This is a genomic window from Pseudomonas putida NBRC 14164 (assembly GCF_000412675.1).
Taxonomy (GTDB): Bacteria; Pseudomonadota; Gammaproteobacteria; order Pseudomonadales; family Pseudomonadaceae; genus Aquipseudomonas; species Aquipseudomonas putida.
On the sequence record NC_021505.1, the window covers coordinates 4,463,746 to 4,484,182 of the forward strand.

The following is a 20,437-nucleotide window of genomic DNA, read 5'->3' on the forward strand; positions in this document are numbered from 1 at the left end:
ACAATGGCTGTGCGTTTTTCGCAAAACCAAGGCAGCCATGAGCCCCGATACCCTCACCGACCAGTTGAGCCTGTTCCTCGATGTGCTGGAGACCGGCAGTTTTTCCGCCGCCGCCCGGCGCCATCCGCTGACCCCGTCCGCGGTGGCCCGACGCATCGATAGCCTGGAAAATGCCGTCGGCAGCCGCCTGTTCACCCGCAGCACCCACGCGGTGCGCGCCACACCCGCCGGCAATGCCTTTGCCGAACGGGCCAGGCGCATCATCGAGGAGCTGCGCCTGGCCCGGGCAGAAGCGGTATCGCTGAGCAACGCCCCTGAAGGCTTGATCCGCATCGACGCGCCCGCCGCGTTCGGCCGCCGCCACCTGGCCCCGGCCATCGCCGACTTCCTGGTGGCCTACCCAGGCCTGGACGTGCAACTGCGCCTGATCGACAGCTTCGTCGACCTGCATGGCAGCCACTTGGGCGAGGTCGACCTGGTGCTGCGCGCCGGCCCCTTGGCCGACACCCGGCTGGTCGCCACGCCACTGGCCTACATGGTGCGCATCGCCTGCGCCAGCCCGGCCTACCTGGCCAGCCGCGGTGTGCCCACATGCCCCAGCGAACTGCCCGGGCACGACGGCCTGGACTGGGACGGCCTGGCACCGCCGTTCGCCTGGCGCTTCAACGTGGCCGGGCAAACCCGCCTGTACCGCCCCGCGCGCATGCGCATGGCCGCCAACAACGCCGAAACCCTGTTGTTCGGCGCCCTCGCCGGCTTAGGTGTTGCCCACCTGCCCACCTGGCTGATCAGCGAATACCTGCTGCGGGGCGAGCTGGTGCCGCTGTTTTGCGACGGCGGCCTGCCCGAAGCCGAGTCCAGCGGCATTTATGCGCTACGCCTGGAACATGAAACGAACTCTCGCAGCCGTTTGCTGCTCGAATTCCTCAAGAGCCGCTTCAGCCCGATTCCACCCTGGGACCTGGCCCTGCGCAGTGAACTGCGTGAGTGATGTGCGCACTAACGATCAGCGTGCCAGAATTTCCCATTGATTACTTCAAGGACCTGCATGAACGCCGACACCCAAGCCTCCTGTGACGAGCTGCTGCTGGACAACCAGGTCTGTTTCGCCCTGCACTCCACCTCGTTGCTGATGACCAAAGTCTATAAACCGCTGCTGCAGGCCCTGGGCCTGACCTACCCGCAGTACCTGGCCATGCTGGTGCTGTGGGAGCGCGACGACCTGACCGTGGGCGAAATCAGCCAGCACCTGCTGACCGACCCGGGCTCGCTCACCCCGCTGCTCAAACGCCTGGAAAGCGAAGGCCTGCTGCAGCGTAACCGCAGCCGGGAAGACGAACGGGTGGTGATGGTGCAACTGACCGACAAGGGCCGCGCGCTGCAACAACAAGCCAAAGCAGTGCCGCAGTGCATCCTCAAGGCCAGCGGGCGCAGCCTGGAGCAGTTGCAGCAACTGCAAGCCGACCTGCTGAACCTGCGCGAGAACCTGCAGAAAAACCTCTGATAGCTATGCTGTGCAATGGCCGTTCGGACGAGCGGTGCCGATTTATCTTGCGCACTAATTAATTGCGCGCTAACTTAAATCCCACACCAACCCGCGCCCTCCTTCAACCGGGAGCGCACAGCACATTAGCGAGGCTCAAGATGCAAAAGGTCACTCCGCTGTATATCGCAGAAGCTACCTCCACCGGTGGGCGCGACGGCAAATCCAAGTCCAGCGACGGCAAGCTCGTCGTCAGCCTGAGCACCCCCAAGGAACTGGGTGGCGCTGGCGGTGACGGCACCAACCCCGAGCAACTATTCGCCGCCGGTTACTCGGCGTGCTTCATCGGCGCCCTCAAATTTGTAGCCGGGCAAGAGAAGAAAGCCCTGCCGGCCGATGCCTCGATCACCGCCAAGGTGGGCATTGGCCAGATCCCGGGCGGTTTCGGCCTGGACATCGACCTGCACATCAGCCTGCCGGGCCTGGCCCAGGCCGACGCCGAAGGCTTGGTGGAAAAGGCTCACAAAGTTTGTCCGTATTCCAACGCTACCCGCGGGAACGTGGATGTGCGCCTGCATGTGACGGTTTAAGTCGCAGGCACAAAAAACCCGGCCGAGGCCGGGTTTTTTGTGCACATTGCAAGAAGAATTACTTCTTGGCACGGCCTTTGTACGAACCGCCTTCGCGGGTATCGATTTCGATCAGGTCGTCGATTTCGATGAAGTCAGCAACGCTGAGTTCAGTACCGTTTGCCAGCTTGGCAGGCTTCATGACTTTGCCCGAAGTGTCGCCACGAGCCGAACCTTCGGTGTAGGCAACCTTACGCACGATGGTGGTCGGCAGCTCTACCGATACCAGACGGCCTTCGAAGAACACAGCTTCGCAGATGTCTTCCATGCCTTCTTCGATGAACGGCAGAACGGCCTCGATGTCTTCGGCGTTCAGCTCGTACATGGTGTAGTCGGTGGTGTCCATGAAGGTGTATGTGTCACCGCTGATGAACGACAGGGTCGCTTCTTTGCGATCCAGGATCACGTCGTCCAGCTTGTCGTCCGCACCGTATACGGTTTCGGTCTTGTAGCCGGTCAGCAGGTTTTTCAGCTTGGTCTTCATGATCGCGCTGTTACGGCCCGACTTGGTGAACTCAGCTTTTTGAACCAGCCACGGGTCGTTGTCGATCCGCAGGACGGTACCGGGTTTCAGCTCTTTACCAGTTTTCATTACGAAGTATCCGAATCTGGATGGATTTATAAAAATCGAGGCCGCGTATCATAGCGAATTTCGGTAAAAGTGTACTAGCGCTGTGGCAAGGTCCAGCTGAGCGGCCTGTCGAACCGCCCACAGCCGGGCATGCTGTTGCAGTTCTGGCAAGTGATGGCGGGCTGCCTGCCACGCCTGGCCCATGTCACGGTCCATGTTCCAGGCACGCCACAGGCCCAGTAGGGCGGCATCGGCTTCATCTGACAAGCCGCGTCGATAATGCGCCAGAAACGCTTCGAGCTTTTCCCAGTGGGCGTTCTCGTCCTGCACATAGATGTGCCACAGCATCGGCTGCCCGGCCCACTGCGCACGCAAGAACGAGTCCTCGCCGCGCACCGCGTTGAAGTCGCAACTCCACAACAGCCGGTCGAAGTCGTCCTGGCTGACGAAAGGCAGCACCTGCACGGTCAGCGCCCCGCGCTTGCGCATGCTGCCCACTGGCAGCAGTGCCTCGCCAAGCCACTGGCTCAGCCCCGCGACGATGCGCCCTTGCGGCACCAGCAGGTGGCACGGTTGCGCGCCTGTGGCCAAGGCATCGAGCCAACTGGCCAATTGCGGGTTTTCGTAGGCAAACAGCGAGAGCAGCAATGCCCCCTGCTCGGGCTCTACACCAAGCCCCTGCAGAAACGACTGGCGTGCCTCGGCCGATTGCTGGAACGTGTCGCGCCGCGCCAGCAGCGAGCCCTCGCGCAGCAGCCCGCCGGTTTTCTCGGTAAAGCCGGGGAAGAAAAACACCTTGCGCAGGCCGTTGGGCTGCGGCGAAGGCAAGCCATGGCAGCCCTCCACCCAGTCCTCGGCGCTGAGGTATTCAAGGTTCAGCCACAGCGGCGGCGTGGCGCGGGCACGCATTGCCTCTACGTAAGCCGCCGGCAACTGGCACGCGAAGGCACCGATCACCACATCCGCCGGTGCCACCGGCAGCCAGGCCGCCGGCCACTGACGCACATCCACACCGTGCTGCCACTGCTGCGCAGCGCTGGCATCCGCCCCTGGGCACATGGGCGTGAAGGCCTGCAGGTCGTCTACCCACAGGCGTACCGCCAAGCCATGCTCAGCCACCAGTTGCCGGGCCAGGCGCCAGGTCACACCGATATCGCCGTAGTTGTCGACGACACTGCAGAAAATGTCCCAGGTGGCTTTCATGCGCCCCTCCCGTTCTGGTGCAAAAACCGCGAATTCTGCGGATAAATTGTCGCCGACAAAAGCACCCGCACGGAAAAATGCCCAAGCGCATGCGACAATGCACCCGACCTACCCTGCCAGGAGGCTGCCATGGCCCGCCACCGTGAACTGAAAATCACCCTCAAGCCGCTGCCGTTGATTGTATGCGTTGCCTTTGGCCTGTGGCTGGGCGCCGTGGCCATTGCCGCGAGCCTGTGGCTGGCGCTGCAACTGTGGCCACAGCAGGTGCAGCCGCTGGCCCAGGCCGTGGCCCCCAGCGTGTACCGGCCTGCCGCCCCCTCGGCGCCAGCCCCGGCACAAGACGCCCAGGCCGAAATGTTCGAGCACTACAAGGACATGCTGCGCAAACAGGAACTGCAACAGGCCGCCGAGGCCGCCCAGGGCAACCCGCGCAACCTCAACAACCCCAAATGCCAGTTCTGGATGCAGCAGAACCGTACCGCCCCCACCGACAAAAGCCAGGCCAATGTGCTGGAGTTCTGCTACTGACCATGGACAAGACCCGCCTGCTGGCGCAGATCGTCGCCACCCTCGAGCATGACCTCGACGTGCTGACCCGTGCGGCGCAAAGCGCCTACGAAACTGCCACCGCCGAAGAGAACATTGCCGAGAACAAGTACGACACCCTGGGCCTGGAAGCTTCGTACCTGGCCACCGGCCAGGCCCGCCGCAGCGCCGAAATCCGCCAGGCGCTGCTGATCTACCAGCAATTGCTGCTGCGCGACCATGACCCGGCGCGCGGGGTGCAGATCAGCAACCTGGTGACCCTGGAGGATGACGCTGGCGGGCAGCGCCGGTTGTTCCTCGGGCCTGAGGCGGCGGGGTTGAAGATTGGCGAGGGGGATGAGTTGGTGACCGTGATCACCCCGCGCTCACCGCTAGGGCAGCAATTGATGGGCAAGCGGGTGGATGATGAGGTGCGCCTGGGGGCGCAGGCATTGCTCATTACCGGTATTGCCTGACCGGGCCCTATCGCCGGCAAGCCAGCTCCCACAGGGATCCCGCAGTATTCCAGCCTGTGGTAAACCTGTGGGAGCTGGCTTGCCGGCGATAGGGCCCGGTCAGCCAATACACACCTCTAGGGTTTGCAAGGCATCGAACCGCCCCGCCAGCCCCTGTTCGGCAAACTGCTCCACCACAAAATCGATAAACGCCCGGGTCTTGCCCGGCATCAGCTTGTGCTCGGAAAAATACAGGCTGATATGCCCGTCATCCACGTACCAGTCCGGCAACACTCGCCGCAGCCGGCCAGCCTGCAAGTAAGGCACGGCAAACGGCAGGCTCACCAGGGCAATCCCCAGCCCCTGCTCGGCCACCGCGCAAGCCGCGTCCGAATCGCTCATGGTCATCGCCTGGCGCAGTTGCATCGGCTGTTGCACCTGCCAGCGGCTGGTCAACGGCCACGAGCGCACCCGCCCGGTCTGCGGTGAGCGGATCAGGATGCCATCGTGCCGCTGCAGCACCTGCGGGTCGTGGATCGGTGCGTGCCGCTCCAGGTAGGCCGGTGCAGCCACCAGCACCCGGTGGGCCGGGGTCAGCTTGCGCGCAACCACCCCCGGCGGCAGATCGAAACCACCGCCAATCGCTGCATCGAAGCCTTGGCCGATCAGGTCGACCTGGCGGTTGTCGAAATGCCAATCCGGGGTGATGGCCGGGTAGCGGCGCAAGAACTCGCCCAGCAAAGGCAACACATACAAACGCCCGAACACCGTGCCCATGCTCACCCGCAAAAGCCCGGCTGGCTGGCCTTCGGCGCTGGCCAGGTTGGCCACGGCGTACTGGATAGTGCGGAAGCTGTCGCCGACCTCGCCAAGAAAACGCTGCCCCGCCTCCGTCAGGGTCAGCTTGCGGGTACTACGCTGGAACAACCGCACGCCCAGGCGCGCCTCCAGCTGGGCCACATGCTTGCCCACGGCGGCAGGGGTAATGCTCAGGCGCCTGGCAGCCTCGGCAAAACTGCCAACTTCGGCACTGCGGATGAAGCATTCCAACGCATTGAACGATTCCACGGCCATGATTAGCAACCAAAGGTTTACTCTGCTGATAGTGATTGCCATCTTATCAGCAGGTAATCAAGCGCCGATACTTTGCCCATCCAAGGCATTTCGGCCTGGCTTCCAGCAGGAGATCAGCATGTCCAAGCAACTTTCACTCGAAGGCAAAGTGGCCCTGGTTCAGGGTGGTTCCCGCGGCATAGGCGCAGCCATCGTGCGGCGCCTGGCCCGCGAAGGTGCGCAGGTGGCCTTCACCTATGTCAGCTCCGCAGGCCCGGCAGAAGAGCTGGCCCGAGAAATTACCGAAAACGGTGGCAGAGCCCTGGCGCTGCGGGCCGACAGCGCCGACGCAGCGGCCGTGCAACTGGCAGTGGATGACGCCGTGAAGGCCTTCGGCAGGCTGGATATCCTGGTCAACAACGCCGGTGTGCTGACGGTGGCACCGGTGACCGAATTCGACCTGGCCGACTTCGACCGCATGCTGGCGGTGAACGTGCGCAGCGTGTTTGTCGCCAGCCAGGCCGCAGCGCGCTACATGGGCCAGGGCGGGCGCATCATCAATATCGGCAGTACCAACGCCGAACGCATGCCCTTTGCCGGTGGGGCGCCTTACGCCATGAGCAAGTCGGCGCTGGTTGGCCTGACCCGTGGCATGGCGCGTGACCTGGGGCCACAGGGCATTACCGTGAACAACGTACAGCCGGGGCCGGTGGACACCGACATGAACCCCGCCAGCGGCGAGTTTGCCGAGAGCCTGATCCCGTTGATGGCGATCGGGCGGTATGGCGAGCCGGAGGAAATTGCCAGCTTTGTGGCGTACCTGGCGGGGCCAGAGGCAGGGTATGTCACCGGGGCAAGTCTGACGATTGATGGTGGGTTTGCAGCTTGATTTGATGGGTTGCCTGTACTGGCCCCATCAGGAACTCCACAGGCCTTGAACATGTGGTGTCCCTGATGGGGCCAGTACAGGATGGTTGATTGAAAACTAAACATTGGTGTCATGCCTGATACTTCTTGATAATTCCCCCCGCTTGACTACTGCCCGCCACGAGATCCCCATGAACGCCCCCACTCTCAGCCGCGCCCTGATCCTGCTGATGGCCACCGCCACCGGCCTGGCCGTGGCCAGCAACTACTACGCCCAACCGCTGCTGCACAGCATCGCCCAGCAGTTCGGCCTGAGCACTGCCAGCGCCGGCAGCATCGTCATCGCCGCGCAGCTCAGCTATGGCGCCGGCCTGTTGCTGCTGGCGCCACTGGGTGACCTGTTCGAGCAGCGCCGGCTGATCACCGTGATGACCGCCATTGCTACCCTGGGCCTGGTGATCAGTGCCTGTGCGCCGAGCCTGCCCTGGCTGCTCCTCGGGACGGCGCTGACCGGGTTGTTCTCGGTGGTGGCGCAGATCCTCGTGCCCATGGCCGCGGCCCTCAGCGAGCCGCATCAGCGTGGGCGCGCAGTCGGCACGCTGATGAGCGGCCTGCTGCTGGGCATTCTGCTGGCACGTACCGCTGCCGGCTTCATGGCCGAGCTGGGCGGCTGGCGCAGCATCTACGTGCTCGCCGCTGTGCTGATGGCGATCACCGCCGTGGCGCTGTACCGCAGCCTGCCGCAGCACCACAGCCATGCCGGGCTGAAGTACCCGGCGCTGATCGGCTCGGTGTTCCGGCTGTTTATTGAAGAACCGGTGCTGCGCCTGCGCTCGCTGCTCGGCCTGCTGGCGTTCAGCCTGTTCGCCCTGTTCTGGACGCCCCTGGCGTTCCTGCTGACCAAGGGCCCGTACCATTACTCCGATGCGGCAATCGGCCTGTTCGGCCTGGCCGGTGCGGCCGGTGCGCTGTCGGCCAACTGGGCCGGGCGCCTGGCCGACCGCGGCAAGGGCGCGCTGGGTACTACCGTGGGCCTGGTGGTGTTGCTGCTGTCGTGGGTGCCGCTGGGCTTTGCCGAGCACTCGTTGCTGGCCCTGCTGCTGGGTGTGCTGATGCTCGACCTGGCAGTGCAACTGGTACACGTGAGCAACCAGAACGCGGTGATCGCCCTGCGCCCCGAGGCACGCACGCGGCTGAACGCCGGGTACATCACCTGCTACTTCATTGGCGGGGCGCTGGGGTCGTTGCTGGGCACGCAGTTGTTCCAGTACCAGGGCTGGATGGGCATTGTGGTGGCGGGCCTGGTGATTGGCGGGCTGGCGTTGCTGGTGTGGGGCCTGACGGAGCGTAAGCGCAAGAACACCTTGCAGGTGGCCTGAAAGTTTCTTGCTGGCCTCTTCGCGGGCACGCCCGCTCCCACAGGTGCATCACAAACCTCAGGGCAGTGACAAGCCTGTGAGAGCGGGCGTGCCCGCGAAGAGGCCATTAGCCACGGCGACAATGCACCGCACTACCCTCCGTCGCATGGTCGTTGACTTGCCTGCCCGTGCAGCGCTCATTAGGCGCTGGTCAATGCCCTTTCCTGACAGGACGACTTTATGACAAGACTCACGGTGCAATCCGGCGATTTCTTGCAAGGTGAAGGCGAGTATCGCAATGGATCGCTCACACTCAAGACCCCGCGCAGCCCTTCCCCGGGTGAGCGGATTTCCCTGGCCCGCATCAGCGACCTCAGGCTGGCCAGCCTCGAAACCAACCGCAGCCTGGGCAGCGCCCTGGGCTGGGGCGTCGCCGGGGCCCTGGTGGCCGGGCCGGTGGGGCTGCTTGCCGGGCTGTGGCTAGGCGGCAAGGAGCAAGAAGCCACCTTCCTGGCCACCTTCAAGGATGGGCGCAAGCTCATGGCCATTACCGACGGCAAGACCTGGTCGAAGATCGATGACAGCTGGCGCCAGCACAAGCGCCCCGCCAACCAGGGCTGAATATAGCGGGGCCTGGATCGTTTTATGCTGAAGGCGGCTGCTAAGATGCCGCCTTTTTCATGGCCTGTGCCCATCCAGGAGCCCCGCATGCCCCCGTGTCACCCCCGCCTGCCCCTGAGCCTGCTCAGCCTGGGCCTGGCCCTGCATTGCCCCCATGTGCTCGCCGAAGACAGCGTGGTGCTGGCCCCACTGCAGGTGTCCGACACCTATGCCAACGACGGCTACCAGGCTCGCCAGGCAGCGGTGGGCAGCTTCCAGCCCGCGCCCTTGCTTGATACCCCTGCCACCATCAGCGTGTTCAGCCAGCAACTGCTGGAAGACCGCCAGGTGCGCAAGCTCAGCGAAGTGCTGCAAAGCGATGCCTCGGTTGGCGAAAGCTACGCCCCCATCGGCTACTACGAAAACTTCAACGTCCGAGGCTTCGAGCTTAATGCCGCCAGCAGCTACCGCATCAACGGCCAGACCATCGCTGGCGAGCAGAACGTGGCCCTTGAGAACAAGCAGCAGGTAGAGCTGCTAAAGGGCTTGTCGGGGCTGCAAAGCGGTGTGTCGGAGCCGGGCGGGCTGATCAACTACGTAACCAAGCGCGCCGAAGATGTGCGCAGCGTGACGGTGTCGACCAACGAACAAGGCGAACGCTACCTGGCCACCGACCTGGGCGGCTGGTTTGGCAGCGAAAAACAGTTCGGCCTGCGCGCCAACCTCGCCCATGAAGACATCCGCTCCTACGTCGACCACGCAGATGGCAAACGCGACTTCGCTTCGCTGGCATTCGACTGGCAGATCAGCCCGGATGCCACCCTGCAGCTGGATGCCGAATACCAGCACCGCGAGCAGCGCTCGGTGCCGGGTTATCAACTGCTGGGTGGCACCGAAGTGCCCCACGGCATCGACCCGGACGACCGCCTGGCTTACCAGGATTGGGCAAAGCCTGTGCAAAACGACTCGCTGAACCTGGGCGGGCGCTTCGAGTACCGCTTCAACGAGGCCTGGACCGGCACCTTGAGTGCCTCGCGCAGCAAGGTGGTGATCGACGATTACAGCGCGTTTGCCTGGGGTTCGAGCGAAGGCGCGTTCTTTGGCAGCAACGGCGACTACGACATCTACGACTTCCGCAGCCCCGACGACACCCGCCGCACCGATGAAGCACAGGCCATGCTCAACGGGCACTTCGATGCGCTGGGCGTGGGGCATGAACTGACCGTGGGCACCAGTGCGCAGCGGCGCACGCTGGATCAACGGCCGTACTACAACGAGTGGCTTGGTACCGGCAACATCTACACCGGCGCCCCCGCCTTCGACCCGTCCGACAAAACCGTCGGCGCCAGCGAACGCCGGCTGGACAGCCGCCAGTACGGCCTGTTCGTCAGCGACCGCATCAACTTCAACGAACAGTGGCAGACCGTGCTGGGCGCCCGTGAAGTGCGCCTGGATGAAAAGACCTGGGACGAGAACGGTGTTGCCGGGCGCCATACCCGCCAATACGAGTTGCTGCCCACTGCTGCACTTATCTACAAGCCGCAGCCAGACACCACGCTATACGCAAGCTACGCCAAGGGCCTTTCTGCCGGCGGCACGGCACCCTGGTTTGCCAGCAACGCCGCTGAAATCCTCGCGCCCACGACTGCGCACCAACTGGAACTTGGCCTCAAGCACGACTGGCAAGGCGTGAGCTTCAGCGCCGCGCTGTTCCAGATCCGCCAGGCCTACCAGTACGCACGCCCGGACGGTGCTGGCAACTTCACCTACGTACAGCAGGGCCAGCAGAAAAACACCGGCCTGGAGCTGGGCGCCAGCGGCTGGGTGAGCCAGAACCTGCAAGTGCAGGCCAGCGCCGCAGCCATTCGTGCGCGGGTGAAAAACAGCGGTACCGATGCCTATGAAGGCCATCAGGCAATCAATGTGCCCAGGTTCCGGGCAGCACTGCACGTGCAATACTCGCTGCCGGTACCGGGCTTGGCACTGCTGGGCGGGGCGCGTTACAGCGCCAGCAAGTATGCGAGCCAGGCGGGCAATGTGGAAGTTGGCGGGTACACCGTGTTCGATGTGGGGAGCCGGTATCGTACGCGCATTGGCGGGTATGACACGGTGCTGCGCCTGACCGTGGATAACGTGTTCGACAAACGCTATTGGCGCGATGTGGGGGATTACCTGGGGGATAACTACCTGTTCCAGGGCGCGCCACGCACGGCTCGGCTGTCGGCCTCCGTCAGCTTCTAGGTTTGTTGGGGCTGCTTTGCAGCCCATTCGCAGCACGAGGCTGCTCCTACAAGGGACTGCGCCAGTTGCAGGGCTCGCTCCCTCCTGTAGGAGCAGCCTTGCGCTGCGAATGGGCCGCAAAGCGGCCCCAATGGCCCTGAAAACAAAAAGCCCCCGGGCTTTTCAGCGCGGGGGCTCTTCGTAGAATGTGGCGGTGAAGAAGGGATTTGAACCCTTGATACGATTTCTCGTATACACACTTTCCAGGCGTGCTCCTTCGACCACTCGGACACTTCACCGTTTCTCTTCAAGCCTTGCGGCCCGTCGAGGTGCGCTAATTTAGTGAAAGACATTCCCTTTGGCAAGCACTTTTTTCAAATTTTTCATGTATTTGCATTTGGACCGCGGTGAACACTGACCGACCAGTCAGCCTTGCTGCTTTACCTGGCCTCTGGCGCTGGGTAACGTCGTCGCCACGCCAACAAAAGGACTCTGCCATGAGCGAGCTGATTACCTACCACGCCGAAGACGGCATCGCCACCCTGACCCTGAACAACGGCAAGGTCAACGCCATCTCGCCAGACGTCATCACCGCCTTCAACGCCGCGCTCGACCGCGCGATCGAAGACCGTGCAGTGGTGATAATCACCGGGCAGCCAGGCATCCTGTCGGGTGGTTACGACCTTAAGGTGATGACCAGCGGCCCGAAAGAGGCCATCGGCCTGGTCACTGCCGGCTCCACCCTCGCCCGCCGCCTGCTGTCGCACCCGTTCCCGGTGGTGGTTGCCTGCCCGGGCAATGCCGTGGCCAAGGGTGCCTTCCTGCTGCTATCGGCCGATTACCGCATTGGAGTCGAAGAAGCCAAAGGGCCCATGTACAAGGTGTGCCTGAACGAAGTGCAGATCGGCATGACCATGCACCATGCCGGTATCGAACTGGCCCGCGACCGCCTGAGCCCCGCAGCCTTCCACCGCGCGGTGATCAATGCCGAGGTGTTCGACCCGCACGCGGCGGTCGATGCCGGCTTCCTGGACAAGGTGGTGCCTGCCGAGCAGCTGCAAGAAGCGGCACTGACGGCGGCGCGTGAATTGAAGAAGCTGAACATGCTGGCGCACAAGAACACCAAGCTGAAAGTGCGTAAAGGCCTGCTGGAGGCGCTGGACAAGGCGATCGAGCTGGACCAGCACCATATGGGCTAGGCGCACCGGCCTCTTCGCGGGCACGCCCGCTCCCACACGAAAACCACAATCTTCAGGCATGTGGTAATGCTGTTGGAGCGGGCGTGCCCGCGAAAGGGCCGGCCCAGACCTACACCAAGGTTTGCCCGAACCAGTGCACACCCGTACACTCCGGCGACCGTCTGGTGTGAGTCGTACCATGCTTTATTCCTTGCGCATGCTTCTGCTGGCGCTGCATTTCCTTGTGGTTGGCGTCGTGGGCCTGGTCATTGGCCTGTGCCGCCCTTTCAACCCCGACAACAGCAGGATATTCGCCCACCTCTACAGCCGGCCGGCCACCTGGCTGATGCGCATCAAGGTCAAGGCCGAGGTCGGCCCGCTGTGGGACCAGCCCCCCGGTTGCGTGATCATCGCCAACCACCAATCCAACTACGACCTGTTCGTGGTGGGCCAAGCGGTGCCACGACGCACCGTGGCCATTGGCAAGAAGAGCCTGGGCTGGGTGCCGTTGTTCGGCCAGCTGTTCTGGCTGGGCGGCAACGTGCTGATCGACCGCAAGAACAGCTACCAGGCCCGCAAGGCGCTGCAGGAAACCACCCGCGTGCTGCAGGATGACACCTCGATCTGGGTATTCCCCGAAGGCACGCGTAACCCTGGCGAACACTTGCTGCCCTTCAAGAAAGGCGCGTTCCACATGGCCATCGAGGCAGGTGTGCCGATTGTGCCGGTGTGCGTCAGCCGCTACGCCACGCGCATGAACCTGAACAGCTGGCGCCAGCGCACGGTAGTAGTGCGCTCACTGCCGCCCATCGCCACCGCCGGCATGACCCAAAAGGACATTCCGGCGCTGATCGAGCAGTGCCGGGTGCAGATGCAGCAATGCATCGACCGCATGGAACACGAGCTGGCCTGAAGCGGGTTGCTCTTGGGCCGGGTACGGCCCAAGCTGTACCCCGTGTTCAACCGGAATAAGCGGGCAACCATGGGTCGAGTCGTGGCATCGGCGGTGTACAGCGCCGGCAGAAAGGTCACCAACATCAGCATCGACGAAGGCAGCGAGTGGGCGCGCAAGCCGGGGCACTTTGTGTGGATCGGCCTGGAAGAGCCCAACGCCGAGGAGCTGGCCAACCTGCAACGCCAGTTCAACCTGCACGAACTGGCCATCGAAGACGCCCTGGAAAAGCACAGCCGGCCCAAACTGGAAACCTTCGGCGACGCGCTGTTCATCGTCACCTATTCGCCAGTGCGCCACGAAGGCAAGCTGGAGTTCATCGAAACCCATATCTTTGCCGGCAACGGTTACATCATCACCTGCCGAAATGGCCACTCCAAGTCCTACGCCCTGGTGCGCCAGCGCTGCGAGGCCCGGCCGCTGCTGCTGGAGCACGGTGAAGACTTTGTGCTGTACGCCCTGCTCGACTTCGTCACCGAGAACTACCAGCCGGTCAGCGAGGCCATTCATGGCGAGATCGAAGAGCTGGAACAAAGCGTGCTCGGCGGTTCTTTGCAGGAAGACGACATCCGCCGCCTGCACAGCCTGCGTCGCGACATCCTGCGCCTGCGCCGCTATGTGGCGCCGATGGTGGAAGTGAGCGAGGAGTTGCAGCGCCTGAGCTTCCCGTTTATCGACAAGAACATGCGCCCGTATTTTCGAGATGTGCAGATCCACGTGACACGGCAGATGGAAGACCTGGCCGGCATCCGTGACATCGCCAGCCAGACCATAGAGATCGGCATGCTGCTGGAGTCGTCACGGCAGAGCATCGTGCAACGCAAGTTCGCGGCCTGGGCGGCGATCCTGGCGTTCCCTACGGCGATTGCCGGGATTTACGGCATGAACTTTCAGAACATGCCGGAGCTGGGGTGGCACTATGGGTATTTCGGGGTACTGGGGGTAATCGTGCTGGGGTGTACGGGGTTGTTTGCCAGCTTCAAGAAGTCTGGCTGGCTCTGAGATTACTGGGGCCGCTTTGCGGCCCAATCGCCGGCAAGCCAGCTCCCACAAGGGCTCCACAGGCCTCCCGGCAGTGCAGTCCTGTGGGAGCTGGCTTGGGCGATTGAGCTGCAAGGCAGCCCCACAAGGGCTCCACAGGCCTCCCAGGCAGTGCAGTCCTGTGGGAGCTGGCTTGCCGGCGATTGAGCTGCAAGGCAGCACCACAAGGGCTCCACAGGACTCCCGGCAGTGCAGTCCTGTTGGAGCTGGCTTGGGCGATTGAGCTGCAAGGCAGCACCACAAGGGCTCCACAGGCCTCCCAGGCAGTGCAGTCCTGTGGGAGCTGGCTTGCCGGCGATTGGGCTGCAAGGCAGCACCACAAGGGCTCCACAGGCCTCCCAGGCAGTGCAGTCCTGTGGGAGCTGGCTTGCCGGCGATTGGGCTGCAAGGCAGCACCACAAGGGCTCCACAGGCCTCCCAGGCAGTGCAGTCCTGTGGGAGCTGGCTTGCCGGCGATTGGGCTGCAAGGCAGCACCACAAGGGCTCCACAGGCCTCCCAGGCAGTGCAGTCCTGTGGGAGCTGGCTTGCCGGCGATCGGGCTGCAAGGCAGCACCACAAGGGCTCCACAGGCCTCCCAGGCAGTGCAGTCCTGTGGGAGCTGGCTTGCCGGCGATTGGGCTGCAAGGCAGCCCCTGCCACTACGCCGCGTTATGCTTGCTCGTTGGCTGCTGGACAAAGCGCATCATCCACTCCCCCACCAGGTCGCCTTGGTGCTCGCTAGCCAGGCTGGCCACGGCCTTGTGGTACACCTCATCCCCCAGGTACTCCTGGCGGGCATCCAGCAGCGCGCGGGAGTAGTCGTGCACGAACTCCGGGTGGCCCTGGAAGCACAGCACCTGGTCACGAATGTGGTACGCCGCATTCGGGCAGAAATCGCTTGAAGCAATCACCGTGGCGCCTTCCGGCAATTCGGTCACCTGGTCCTGGTGGCTGATCAGCAAGGTCAGCTCCGACACCTCCGGGTCCATCCACGGCGCATGGGCCGCCAGCGAGTAGCGATGGATGCCCACGCCCCAGCCCTTGTCGGCCCGCTCGGCCTTGCCACCCAGGGTCAACGCCAGCAACTGATGGCCAAAACACACACCCAACAGCTTCTCGCCACGCTCGTACAGTTTCAGCAAGTAGGCCTTGAGTGTCTGGATCCAGGCATCGGTACCGAACGAATCGGCCTTGCTGCCCGTCACAAGGTAGGCATCAAACACTTCATTGTCGGCGGGGTAGTCGCCGTGCATCACGTTGTAGACACGAAATTCGGCGGCGATCGGCTGACGCGAGAAGAGCTGCTCGAACATCCTGCCGTAGCCCTGATACTGCGCCGTCAACTCCGGTCGCAGGACATCGGTTTCAAGGATGCAGATGCGTAACGACATAGGGGTAGTCCTGAACGACATGGGTGGGAATCTGCTGTAGAGACTGACGCGAAAGGCACGTACAAGCAAGTAGGCTGCACTGACGAACGGTCACATTTCGTCGGTAACCGCCTGGCACTTGCGCCACTGTCTAGCCAGAGCATGCCAGCCAGATGGCACATGGCCTCATAGCGAATGGAAATCACTGACCCAGACAATTAGAACAAAGGGTTCTCAAACATGGATCACACACACCCTACTGTTGGTTGTATATCCACTTTCAAGAGGCAGGCAGTTGAGGCACCACGCGGTGCCACTGTGATCGACCCGAAGCGCGACAAGGAAGCCAACGGGTATTCAGGAATAACAACAAGAAGGCGGTCCGCCATGTTCAGACAATCGAAAATTCGCCAAGCTGGGCTCATTCTCTTTGCCACAACTTTGCTGTTGATTTTGCCGAACCTGACACGTTTGTTCGGCTGACAGCGGCGGTGGCGCCAACAGGCAGCACACAGGTAACCTGCCGGCCTTGATGGTCGGAGATTGCCCATGCGCCACTGCCTTGCCCTGTTTGCGTTGTTCCTGAGCCTGCCGCTGTCGGCGGCGCAACTGCACCTTGAACTGGGTGCCAGCGCGCGCGAGTGGAGCAGCGCCGAGTTGCTCGGCCACCCAGAGGCGCAGGATATCAGCGTCGACCAGGATGTTTCCTACAAACGCCCCATGCACTATCGGGCGGTGCCGTTGGCCACACTGCTTGTAGGCGTGAGCCCCAGCGATCACCTGCAAGCCGTGGCACTGGATGGCTTTGCCGCCGAGATGCCCGCCGCACCGCTGCTGCAGCAAGGGCCGGCACGGGCCTGGCTGGCCGTGGAAGACCCCGACAAGCCCTGGCCCGCACTGGGCAAGGGCAAACCCAGCGCGGGGCCGTTTTATCTCGTGTGGACTGAACCCCGGGCCAGCGGCATCCGCCCGGAGCAGTGGCCATTCCAGATTTCTACCCTGCGTAAACTGGCGGCTGTCGAGACGCGGTTCCCGGCATTGCTACCCGACCCGAAGTTGCCAGCTGACAGCTCCGTGCGCGAGGGCTTTGCCTTGTTCCAGCAGAACTGCATGGCGTGCCACCGCCTGAACGGCGCCGGGGATGCGCAGATGGGGCCGGATTTGAATATGCCGCACAACCCGACCGAGTATTTTCAACCGGGTTATTTGCGCAAGTTGATTCGCGACCCGCAAAGCCTGCGGCAGTGGCCACAGGCAAAGATGCCGGGGTTTACTGAAAGTGTACTGAGTGAACAGGAGCTGGATGCCTTGCTGGCCTATCTGGGGCACATGGCCGGGCGTAAACCGTAAGCGCAGCGTGTGCTTTTTCGCGGGCTTGCCCGCTCCCACAGGATCACCACAGGGCTAAACATTGTGAGATACCTCTGGGAGCCCCGCGAAAAAGGCAACGGATAGCTTCAGGCAGTCTGCCGTTCGTGCTTGACGCCCCACCCTTCCACCTCCCCCCCATAAGGTGTCACCAGCTGCTCAAAGGTCTCTTCAAAGTCGCCAATACCGCCATAGGTGGCGTACATGACCTTGCTCAGCTCCAGGTGCCAGGCACCGTCGCCCAGCTCTTTCACCTGGGCATTGAGCGATTCGCCACGAAACTGCCCGGCGGCACGACGGGCCCCTGCTTCGTCGGGGAATACGGCATAGAACTCGATGGGGTGGATCTGGGTGAAGTCGAAACCGCCTGCTTTCATCTGGCGCAGGACGTTGGTGCTGATATCGTCGTTCTGGCTGCTCATGAATCGTCCTCCTGAATAAAGCAATGGATAGACTTTCCGTGCACTACGCACCTGCCGGCAATCAATGGCCGAACAGTTCGAGCTGATGCAAGACGCGAATTGAAACGGCGCCAACCCGCAGAATAGGCGGGCACCTTTCATCATCGTAGCGCCTGAACAGGCGCCACGCAAACGTGTGGGTCAAGGCGCTTCGTGGATGCTGGTGATGGTCACCCCACTATGCTCCTTGAGCCAGCGGGCGGTCGGGGAGATGGTGCGGTCCTGGAAGTCGTTGAGGTCCAGTTCATCCATAACCGGGAACAGCTGCGAACGGATGGCCCTTGCGGCTTCCTCTTCGCTGGGACGATGCTCAGCCCGCAGCATCATGGTGGACGGTTCGCCTTTTTGATCGGCAAAAGTGACTTCCCACTCTTTCATTGAACAAGTCCTCCCAATCCAGAGACACCAAGGTGTGATGCCTGATCAACTGACCTTGGGGCTGGGAAAATGTTCAGTCTGTAAGGGCCTCTTCGCGCGGTAGGCCCGCTCCCACAGGGATATCAACGGCGGGATTGCGATGTTATCCCTGTGGGAGCGGGCTTGCCCCGCGAACGGGCCGCAAAGCGGCCCCTTTTGCAGCCTTACTTCGGTGTGCCGTGTACCACACCGGCCGTGTTATCCAGCAGGCTCTTGGTCGCCGTCTGAATATACGCTTCCAGCTTCTTCAGCATTTCCGGCTGGTCCGGGCTTTCGATCAGCTCGGCCTTGAACTCGCTGCCCAGCTGGTAGCGGTACATGCGCGGGGTCATGTCCTTGGACTCGATCAGGATGCGGTCGCCCTGCACCAGGCCGACGATCTGCTCGCTGCCCGAGGGCTTGATCATGCCCATGCCCTGGTCACCCTCAGGCAGGTTGAGCAGGTCGCGCCCCCAGCACTGGTGGCGGGTCTCGCCACCCAGGCGGCCCATGATGGTCGGCACGATGTCGACCTGGGTGCCCACGGTGTGATTCACCGCACCAAACTTCTCCTGAATGCCCGGGGCAATCAGCAGCAGCGGCACGTTGAAACGGCCCAGGTCCAGCTCGGTGACTTGCTGGTGATTGCCAAAACCATGGTCGCCGACGATGACGAACAGTGTTTCCTTGAAGTAAGGCTCTTTGCGCGCCTTCTCGAAGAACTGGCCCAGCGCCCAGTCCGAATAACGCATGGCAGTGAGGTGCTCGTCCAGGCGGCCTTGCCCGGTGACCTTCTCGACCGGCAGGTCTTTGGGCAGCGCGTACGGGGTGTGGTTGGACAGGGTCTGCAGCAGCGCGTAGATCGGTTTCTTGCCGTCGTGCTTGGCCAGTTCCTCGTTGCCGCGGTCGAACATGTCCTGGTCGGACACGCCCCAGGTCGGGTCGGAGAACACCGGGTTGACGAAGTCGTTACGGCCGATGAAGGTGGTCATGCCCTGGTTGCCGAAGAACCCGGACTGGTTATCCCAGGCAAAATCGCCGTTGTAGACGTACACGTCGTCGTAATCACGGGCGCTGAGCAGTGCCGGCAAGCCAGACAGCTTGTGGCCACCTTCCGGGGTCTGCATCAGGTATTCGAAGCCTGGCAGGTTGGGGAAGCAGGCCATGGTGGCGAACATGCCCTGGTGGGTATGGGTGCCGTTGGAGAAGAAGCGGTCGAACAGCAGGCCTTCTTTGGCCAGCTTGTCGAAGTACGGGGTGATGTTGTTGGGGCTGCCCAGCGCGCCCACCGAGTGGCCGGCGAAGCTTTCCATCAGGATCACCACCACGTTCTTGATCGGCAGGGTGCGCTCAGCCGGCGGCACGAAGTCGCGGCGGATGGCAGCCGCGTCGGCATCGACCAGGGTGTCGTGGGGGGTCAGCAGCTGTTCACGCACGCTTTGCGTGGCCACGTTCTGCTCCAGCACCGGCTTCCAGATGTTGGCGCGGTCTTCGCCAAAGCGGCTCTTGGCGGCGTCGATCAGTGTCAGGGTACCGTTCAGGCCCAGCTGGTTGACGAAGTTGGAGTCGGTGGTGAAGGCATCACCCCAGCGCATTGGCGGGCCTTGGCGCAGGGTGCCACGGGCAGCGACCACGGCCACCAGCAAAATCACCATGAACACTGCCACGCGTTTGTACCACGGGGCAACGCGGTGCAGGCCATCGCCACGGGTGGCGCGGTCGATCCCTTTGAACAGCAGGCTCAGCAGCCAGGTGCCGAAGGCCCAGGCCAGCAGGTAGCGCACCACCGGGAAACCGTACCAGAGCATGCTCATGACGGTTTTAGGGTCTTCCTTGATGTACTGGAACACCAAGCCGTTGAGGCGCTGGTGGAACTCGCGGTAGAAGTCCATTTCCATCAGGCCGAGGAACATCACCACGCTCGAGGTGAGGGTCAGCCAGAAGCGGAACACGCCACGCCGGGCCATCGCCCAAGGGCTGAGGATGGCCAGCAGCAGCGGAATGCTGAGGTACACCACTACCCGCAGGTCGAAGCGCAAGCCGTTGAGGAAGCCCTCGGCGACAGTCGAATAAGGGGTATCGCCGATCATGTCGCTGTTGTAGACCAGCAGCGCCAGGCGCACCAGGCTGAGCATCAGCATGATCACAAGGCCGCTGAGCAGCGTGTAGGCCAGGTGGGATTTCAGGGTCGGCGAAAACGACGTTCGCGCGCCCTGTTGCTTCAAGGCGTCCGTGTTAGCCATGAATGGGAAGGTCCTAGGATTGCGGTTTGCGAAGAGGCGCTGGCGCTAGACCAACGCAGCATTGTGCGGGTGCGGATTCTGTTTAAACCAATGTGAAAATTTTGTCACTGGGATGTTGCGGCTTTTGTCTGTGCCGGCCTCTTCGCGGGTTTGCCCGCTCCCACAGGAGCCCCACAACTGTTGAGAGCGACGCAATACCTGTGGGAGCGGGCGAGCCCGCGAAAAGGCCGGCACAGGCGTTCAGATGCGCACATTCCCCCGCGGCCCGGCAATCGCCCAGATCACCAGCCCCACCACCGGCAGCAGTGCGATCAACAAGATCCACAACACCTTGATACCCACCTCGCTGCCACTCTTGATCACATTGAGGATGGCCCAGATATCCAGCGCCAGAATGATCAGCCCGACCAGGCTGTTGAATGTAGACCCCATGCTTAAACTCCTTGCCCAGAGGCTTTGCTGCACAGCATAGCCAGCTATCGCA

General features: G+C 62.7%; 21 protein-coding genes and 1 tRNA gene. 13 read left to right on the forward strand and 9 right to left on the reverse strand.

The window, feature by feature from the left end; translation table 11 throughout:
* The first annotated feature begins 37 nt into the window (after nt 1-37).
* The 3 genes from PP4_RS19765 (at nt 38) to PP4_RS19775 (ending at nt 2,073) form a co-directional block, all read left to right on the forward strand.
* Nucleotides 38-991 carry a LysR family transcriptional regulator gene (locus PP4_RS19765; RefSeq protein WP_016500937.1) on the forward strand — a complete coding sequence of 318 codons (954 nt, stop codon included), beginning with the start codon at nt 38-40 and terminating at the stop codon, nt 989-991.
* A gap of 57 nt (nt 992-1,048) precedes the next feature.
* Nucleotides 1,049-1,504 carry a MarR family winged helix-turn-helix transcriptional regulator gene (locus PP4_RS19770; protein WP_016500938.1) on the forward strand — a complete coding sequence of 152 codons (456 nt, stop codon included), beginning with the start codon at nt 1,049-1,051 and terminating at the stop codon, nt 1,502-1,504.
* A 140-nt stretch (nt 1,505-1,644) separates the two neighbouring features.
* The gene (locus tag PP4_RS19775; protein ID WP_016500939.1) at nt 1,645-2,073 is read left to right on the forward strand and encodes an organic hydroperoxide resistance protein; all 429 of its coding nucleotides are present in this window, start codon (nt 1,645-1,647) and stop codon (nt 2,071-2,073) included.
* Nucleotides 2,074-2,131: 58 nt separating this feature from the next.
* On the opposite strand, the gene PP4_RS19780 is transcribed toward PP4_RS19775, so the two are convergent.
* Nucleotides 2,132-2,704, reverse strand: coding sequence for an elongation factor P (locus tag PP4_RS19780; RefSeq protein ID WP_016500940.1), 573 nt, complete (start codon nt 2,702-2,704; stop codon nt 2,132-2,134).
* 48 nt (nt 2,705-2,752) lie between these two features.
* Nucleotides 2,753-3,886, reverse strand: coding sequence for an elongation factor P maturation arginine rhamnosyltransferase EarP (gene earP, locus PP4_RS19785; protein ID WP_016500941.1), 1,134 nt, complete (start codon nt 3,884-3,886; stop codon nt 2,753-2,755).
* Nucleotides 3,887-4,015: 129 nt separating this feature from the next.
* Between earP and PP4_RS19790 the strand changes: the two genes are divergently transcribed.
* Together PP4_RS19790 and PP4_RS19795 are read left to right on the forward strand one after the other, a co-directional pair.
* Complete coding sequence (locus PP4_RS19790) at nt 4,016-4,414, forward strand: hypothetical protein (RefSeq protein WP_016500942.1); 399 nt, start codon at nt 4,016-4,018, stop codon at nt 4,412-4,414.
* 2 nt (nt 4,415-4,416) lie between these two features.
* Entirely contained in the window at nt 4,417-4,887 is a 471-nt protein-coding gene (locus PP4_RS19795) for a GreA/GreB family elongation factor (RefSeq protein ID WP_016500943.1), read from the forward strand.
* Between the two features lie 99 nt (nt 4,888-4,986).
* Here the strand turns inward: PP4_RS19795 and PP4_RS19800 are convergent, their stop codons facing one another.
* Entirely contained in the window at nt 4,987-5,940 is a 954-nt protein-coding gene (locus PP4_RS19800; RefSeq protein WP_016500944.1) for a LysR family transcriptional regulator, read from the reverse strand.
* Between the two features lie 118 nt (nt 5,941-6,058).
* Between PP4_RS19800 and PP4_RS19805 the strand changes: the two genes are divergently transcribed.
* From PP4_RS19805 to PP4_RS19820, 4 genes are all read left to right on the forward strand, one after another.
* Nucleotides 6,059-6,808 carry a 3-oxoacyl-ACP reductase family protein gene (locus tag PP4_RS19805; protein ID WP_016500945.1) on the forward strand — a complete coding sequence of 250 codons (750 nt, stop codon included), beginning with the start codon at nt 6,059-6,061 and terminating at the stop codon, nt 6,806-6,808.
* Nucleotides 6,809-6,977: 169 nt separating this feature from the next.
* On the forward strand, nt 6,978-8,165 hold the full coding sequence (locus PP4_RS19810) for an MFS transporter (protein ID WP_016500946.1): 1,188 nt from the start codon (nt 6,978-6,980) through the stop codon (nt 8,163-8,165).
* A gap of 219 nt (nt 8,166-8,384) precedes the next feature.
* Nucleotides 8,385-8,765: a hypothetical protein gene (locus PP4_RS19815; protein ID WP_016500947.1), complete on the forward strand. Its 381-nt coding sequence runs from the start codon at nt 8,385-8,387 to the stop codon at nt 8,763-8,765.
* Between the two features lie 87 nt (nt 8,766-8,852).
* Entirely contained in the window at nt 8,853-10,985 is a 2,133-nt protein-coding gene (locus tag PP4_RS19820; RefSeq protein ID WP_016500948.1) for a TonB-dependent siderophore receptor, read from the forward strand.
* Nucleotides 10,986-11,173: 188 nt separating this feature from the next.
* Here PP4_RS19820 and PP4_RS19825 read toward each other — a convergent pair.
* A tRNA-Ser gene (locus PP4_RS19825) sits at nt 11,174-11,263 on the reverse strand.
* A 198-nt stretch (nt 11,264-11,461) separates the two neighbouring features.
* On the opposite strand from PP4_RS19825, the gene PP4_RS19830 reads away from it, so the two are divergent.
* The 3 genes from PP4_RS19830 (at nt 11,462) to PP4_RS19840 (ending at nt 14,096) form a co-directional block, all read left to right on the forward strand.
* Nucleotides 11,462-12,163 (forward strand): crotonase/enoyl-CoA hydratase family protein, encoded by a 702-nt coding sequence (locus PP4_RS19830; protein WP_016500949.1) that lies wholly within the window; start codon nt 11,462-11,464, stop codon nt 12,161-12,163.
* Between the two features lie 178 nt (nt 12,164-12,341).
* A complete protein-coding gene (locus PP4_RS19835) occupies nt 12,342-13,055 on the forward strand; it encodes a lysophospholipid acyltransferase family protein (RefSeq protein ID WP_016500950.1) in 714 nt (237 codons plus the stop codon).
* Between the two features lie 69 nt (nt 13,056-13,124).
* Nucleotides 13,125-14,096, forward strand: coding sequence for a magnesium and cobalt transport protein CorA (locus tag PP4_RS19840; protein ID WP_016500951.1), 972 nt, complete (start codon nt 13,125-13,127; stop codon nt 14,094-14,096).
* A gap of 678 nt (nt 14,097-14,774) precedes the next feature.
* Here PP4_RS19840 and PP4_RS19845 read toward each other — a convergent pair.
* Nucleotides 14,775-15,506 carry an amidotransferase gene (locus PP4_RS19845; RefSeq protein WP_016500952.1) on the reverse strand — a complete coding sequence of 244 codons (732 nt, stop codon included), beginning with the start codon at nt 15,504-15,506 and terminating at the stop codon, nt 14,775-14,777.
* Between the two features lie 528 nt (nt 15,507-16,034).
* Here PP4_RS19845 and PP4_RS19850 point away from each other — a divergent pair.
* Entirely contained in the window at nt 16,035-16,835 is an 801-nt protein-coding gene (locus PP4_RS19850) for a cytochrome c (RefSeq protein ID WP_016500953.1), read from the forward strand.
* 107 nt (nt 16,836-16,942) lie between these two features.
* Here PP4_RS19850 and PP4_RS19855 read toward each other — a convergent pair whose 3' ends face one another.
* The 4 genes from PP4_RS19855 to PP4_RS19870 all read right to left on the reverse strand — a co-directional run bounded on the left by PP4_RS19855 (nt 16,943) and on the right by PP4_RS19870 (nt 20,385).
* The gene (locus PP4_RS19855; protein WP_016500954.1) at nt 16,943-17,275 is read right to left on the reverse strand and encodes a ribonuclease E inhibitor RraB; all 333 of its coding nucleotides are present in this window, start codon (nt 17,273-17,275) and stop codon (nt 16,943-16,945) included.
* Between the two features lie 180 nt (nt 17,276-17,455).
* On the reverse strand, nt 17,456-17,692 hold the full coding sequence (locus PP4_RS19860) for a hypothetical protein (protein WP_016500955.1): 237 nt from the start codon (nt 17,690-17,692) through the stop codon (nt 17,456-17,458).
* A 203-nt stretch (nt 17,693-17,895) separates the two neighbouring features.
* Nucleotides 17,896-19,953: an LTA synthase family protein gene (locus PP4_RS19865; protein ID WP_016500956.1), complete on the reverse strand. Its 2,058-nt coding sequence runs from the start codon at nt 19,951-19,953 to the stop codon at nt 17,896-17,898.
* A gap of 240 nt (nt 19,954-20,193) precedes the next feature.
* Nucleotides 20,194-20,385, reverse strand: a complete 192-nt coding sequence (locus PP4_RS19870) for a PLDc N-terminal domain-containing protein (protein WP_012271091.1) — start codon at nt 20,383-20,385, stop codon at nt 20,194-20,196.
* Between the last annotated feature and the right edge of the window lie 52 nt (nt 20,386-20,437).

What these genes read in the sequence shown, in the direction of transcription:
- PP4_RS19765 (WP_016500937.1), top strand. Translation starts at nt 38, where the DNA reads ATGAGCCCCGATACCCTCACCGACCAGTTGAGCCTGTTCCTCGATGTG.
- PP4_RS19770 (WP_016500938.1), top strand. Translation starts at nt 1,049, where the DNA reads ATGAACGCCGACACCCAAGCCTCCTGTGACGAGCTGCTGCTGGACAAC.
- PP4_RS19775 (WP_016500939.1), top strand. Translation starts at nt 1,645, where the DNA reads ATGCAAAAGGTCACTCCGCTGTATATCGCAGAAGCTACCTCCACCGGT.
- PP4_RS19780 (WP_016500940.1), bottom strand. Translation starts at nt 2,704, where the DNA reads ATGAAAACTGGTAAAGAGCTGAAACCCGGTACCGTCCTGCGGATCGAC.
- earP (WP_016500941.1), bottom strand. Translation starts at nt 3,886, where the DNA reads ATGAAAGCCACCTGGGACATTTTCTGCAGTGTCGTCGACAACTACGGC.
- PP4_RS19790 (WP_016500942.1), top strand. Translation starts at nt 4,016, where the DNA reads ATGGCCCGCCACCGTGAACTGAAAATCACCCTCAAGCCGCTGCCGTTG.
- PP4_RS19795 (WP_016500943.1), top strand. Translation starts at nt 4,417, where the DNA reads ATGGACAAGACCCGCCTGCTGGCGCAGATCGTCGCCACCCTCGAGCAT.
- PP4_RS19800 (WP_016500944.1), bottom strand. Translation starts at nt 5,940, where the DNA reads ATGGCCGTGGAATCGTTCAATGCGTTGGAATGCTTCATCCGCAGTGCC.
- PP4_RS19805 (WP_016500945.1), top strand. Translation starts at nt 6,059, where the DNA reads ATGTCCAAGCAACTTTCACTCGAAGGCAAAGTGGCCCTGGTTCAGGGT.
- PP4_RS19810 (WP_016500946.1), top strand. Translation starts at nt 6,978, where the DNA reads ATGAACGCCCCCACTCTCAGCCGCGCCCTGATCCTGCTGATGGCCACC.
- PP4_RS19815 (WP_016500947.1), top strand. Translation starts at nt 8,385, where the DNA reads ATGACAAGACTCACGGTGCAATCCGGCGATTTCTTGCAAGGTGAAGGC.
- PP4_RS19820 (WP_016500948.1), top strand. Translation starts at nt 8,853, where the DNA reads ATGCCCCCGTGTCACCCCCGCCTGCCCCTGAGCCTGCTCAGCCTGGGC.
- PP4_RS19830 (WP_016500949.1), top strand. Translation starts at nt 11,462, where the DNA reads ATGAGCGAGCTGATTACCTACCACGCCGAAGACGGCATCGCCACCCTG.
- PP4_RS19835 (WP_016500950.1), top strand. Translation starts at nt 12,342, where the DNA reads ATGCTTTATTCCTTGCGCATGCTTCTGCTGGCGCTGCATTTCCTTGTG.
- PP4_RS19840 (WP_016500951.1), top strand. Translation starts at nt 13,125, where the DNA reads ATGGGTCGAGTCGTGGCATCGGCGGTGTACAGCGCCGGCAGAAAGGTC.
- PP4_RS19845 (WP_016500952.1), bottom strand. Translation starts at nt 15,506, where the DNA reads ATGTCGTTACGCATCTGCATCCTTGAAACCGATGTCCTGCGACCGGAG.
- PP4_RS19850 (WP_016500953.1), top strand. Translation starts at nt 16,035, where the DNA reads ATGCGCCACTGCCTTGCCCTGTTTGCGTTGTTCCTGAGCCTGCCGCTG.
- PP4_RS19855 (WP_016500954.1), bottom strand. Translation starts at nt 17,275, where the DNA reads ATGAGCAGCCAGAACGACGATATCAGCACCAACGTCCTGCGCCAGATG.
- PP4_RS19860 (WP_016500955.1), bottom strand. Translation starts at nt 17,692, where the DNA reads ATGAAAGAGTGGGAAGTCACTTTTGCCGATCAAAAAGGCGAACCGTCC.
- PP4_RS19865 (WP_016500956.1), bottom strand. Translation starts at nt 19,953, where the DNA reads ATGGCTAACACGGACGCCTTGAAGCAACAGGGCGCGCGAACGTCGTTT.
- PP4_RS19870 (WP_012271091.1), bottom strand. Translation starts at nt 20,385, where the DNA reads ATGGGGTCTACATTCAACAGCCTGGTCGGGCTGATCATTCTGGCGCTG.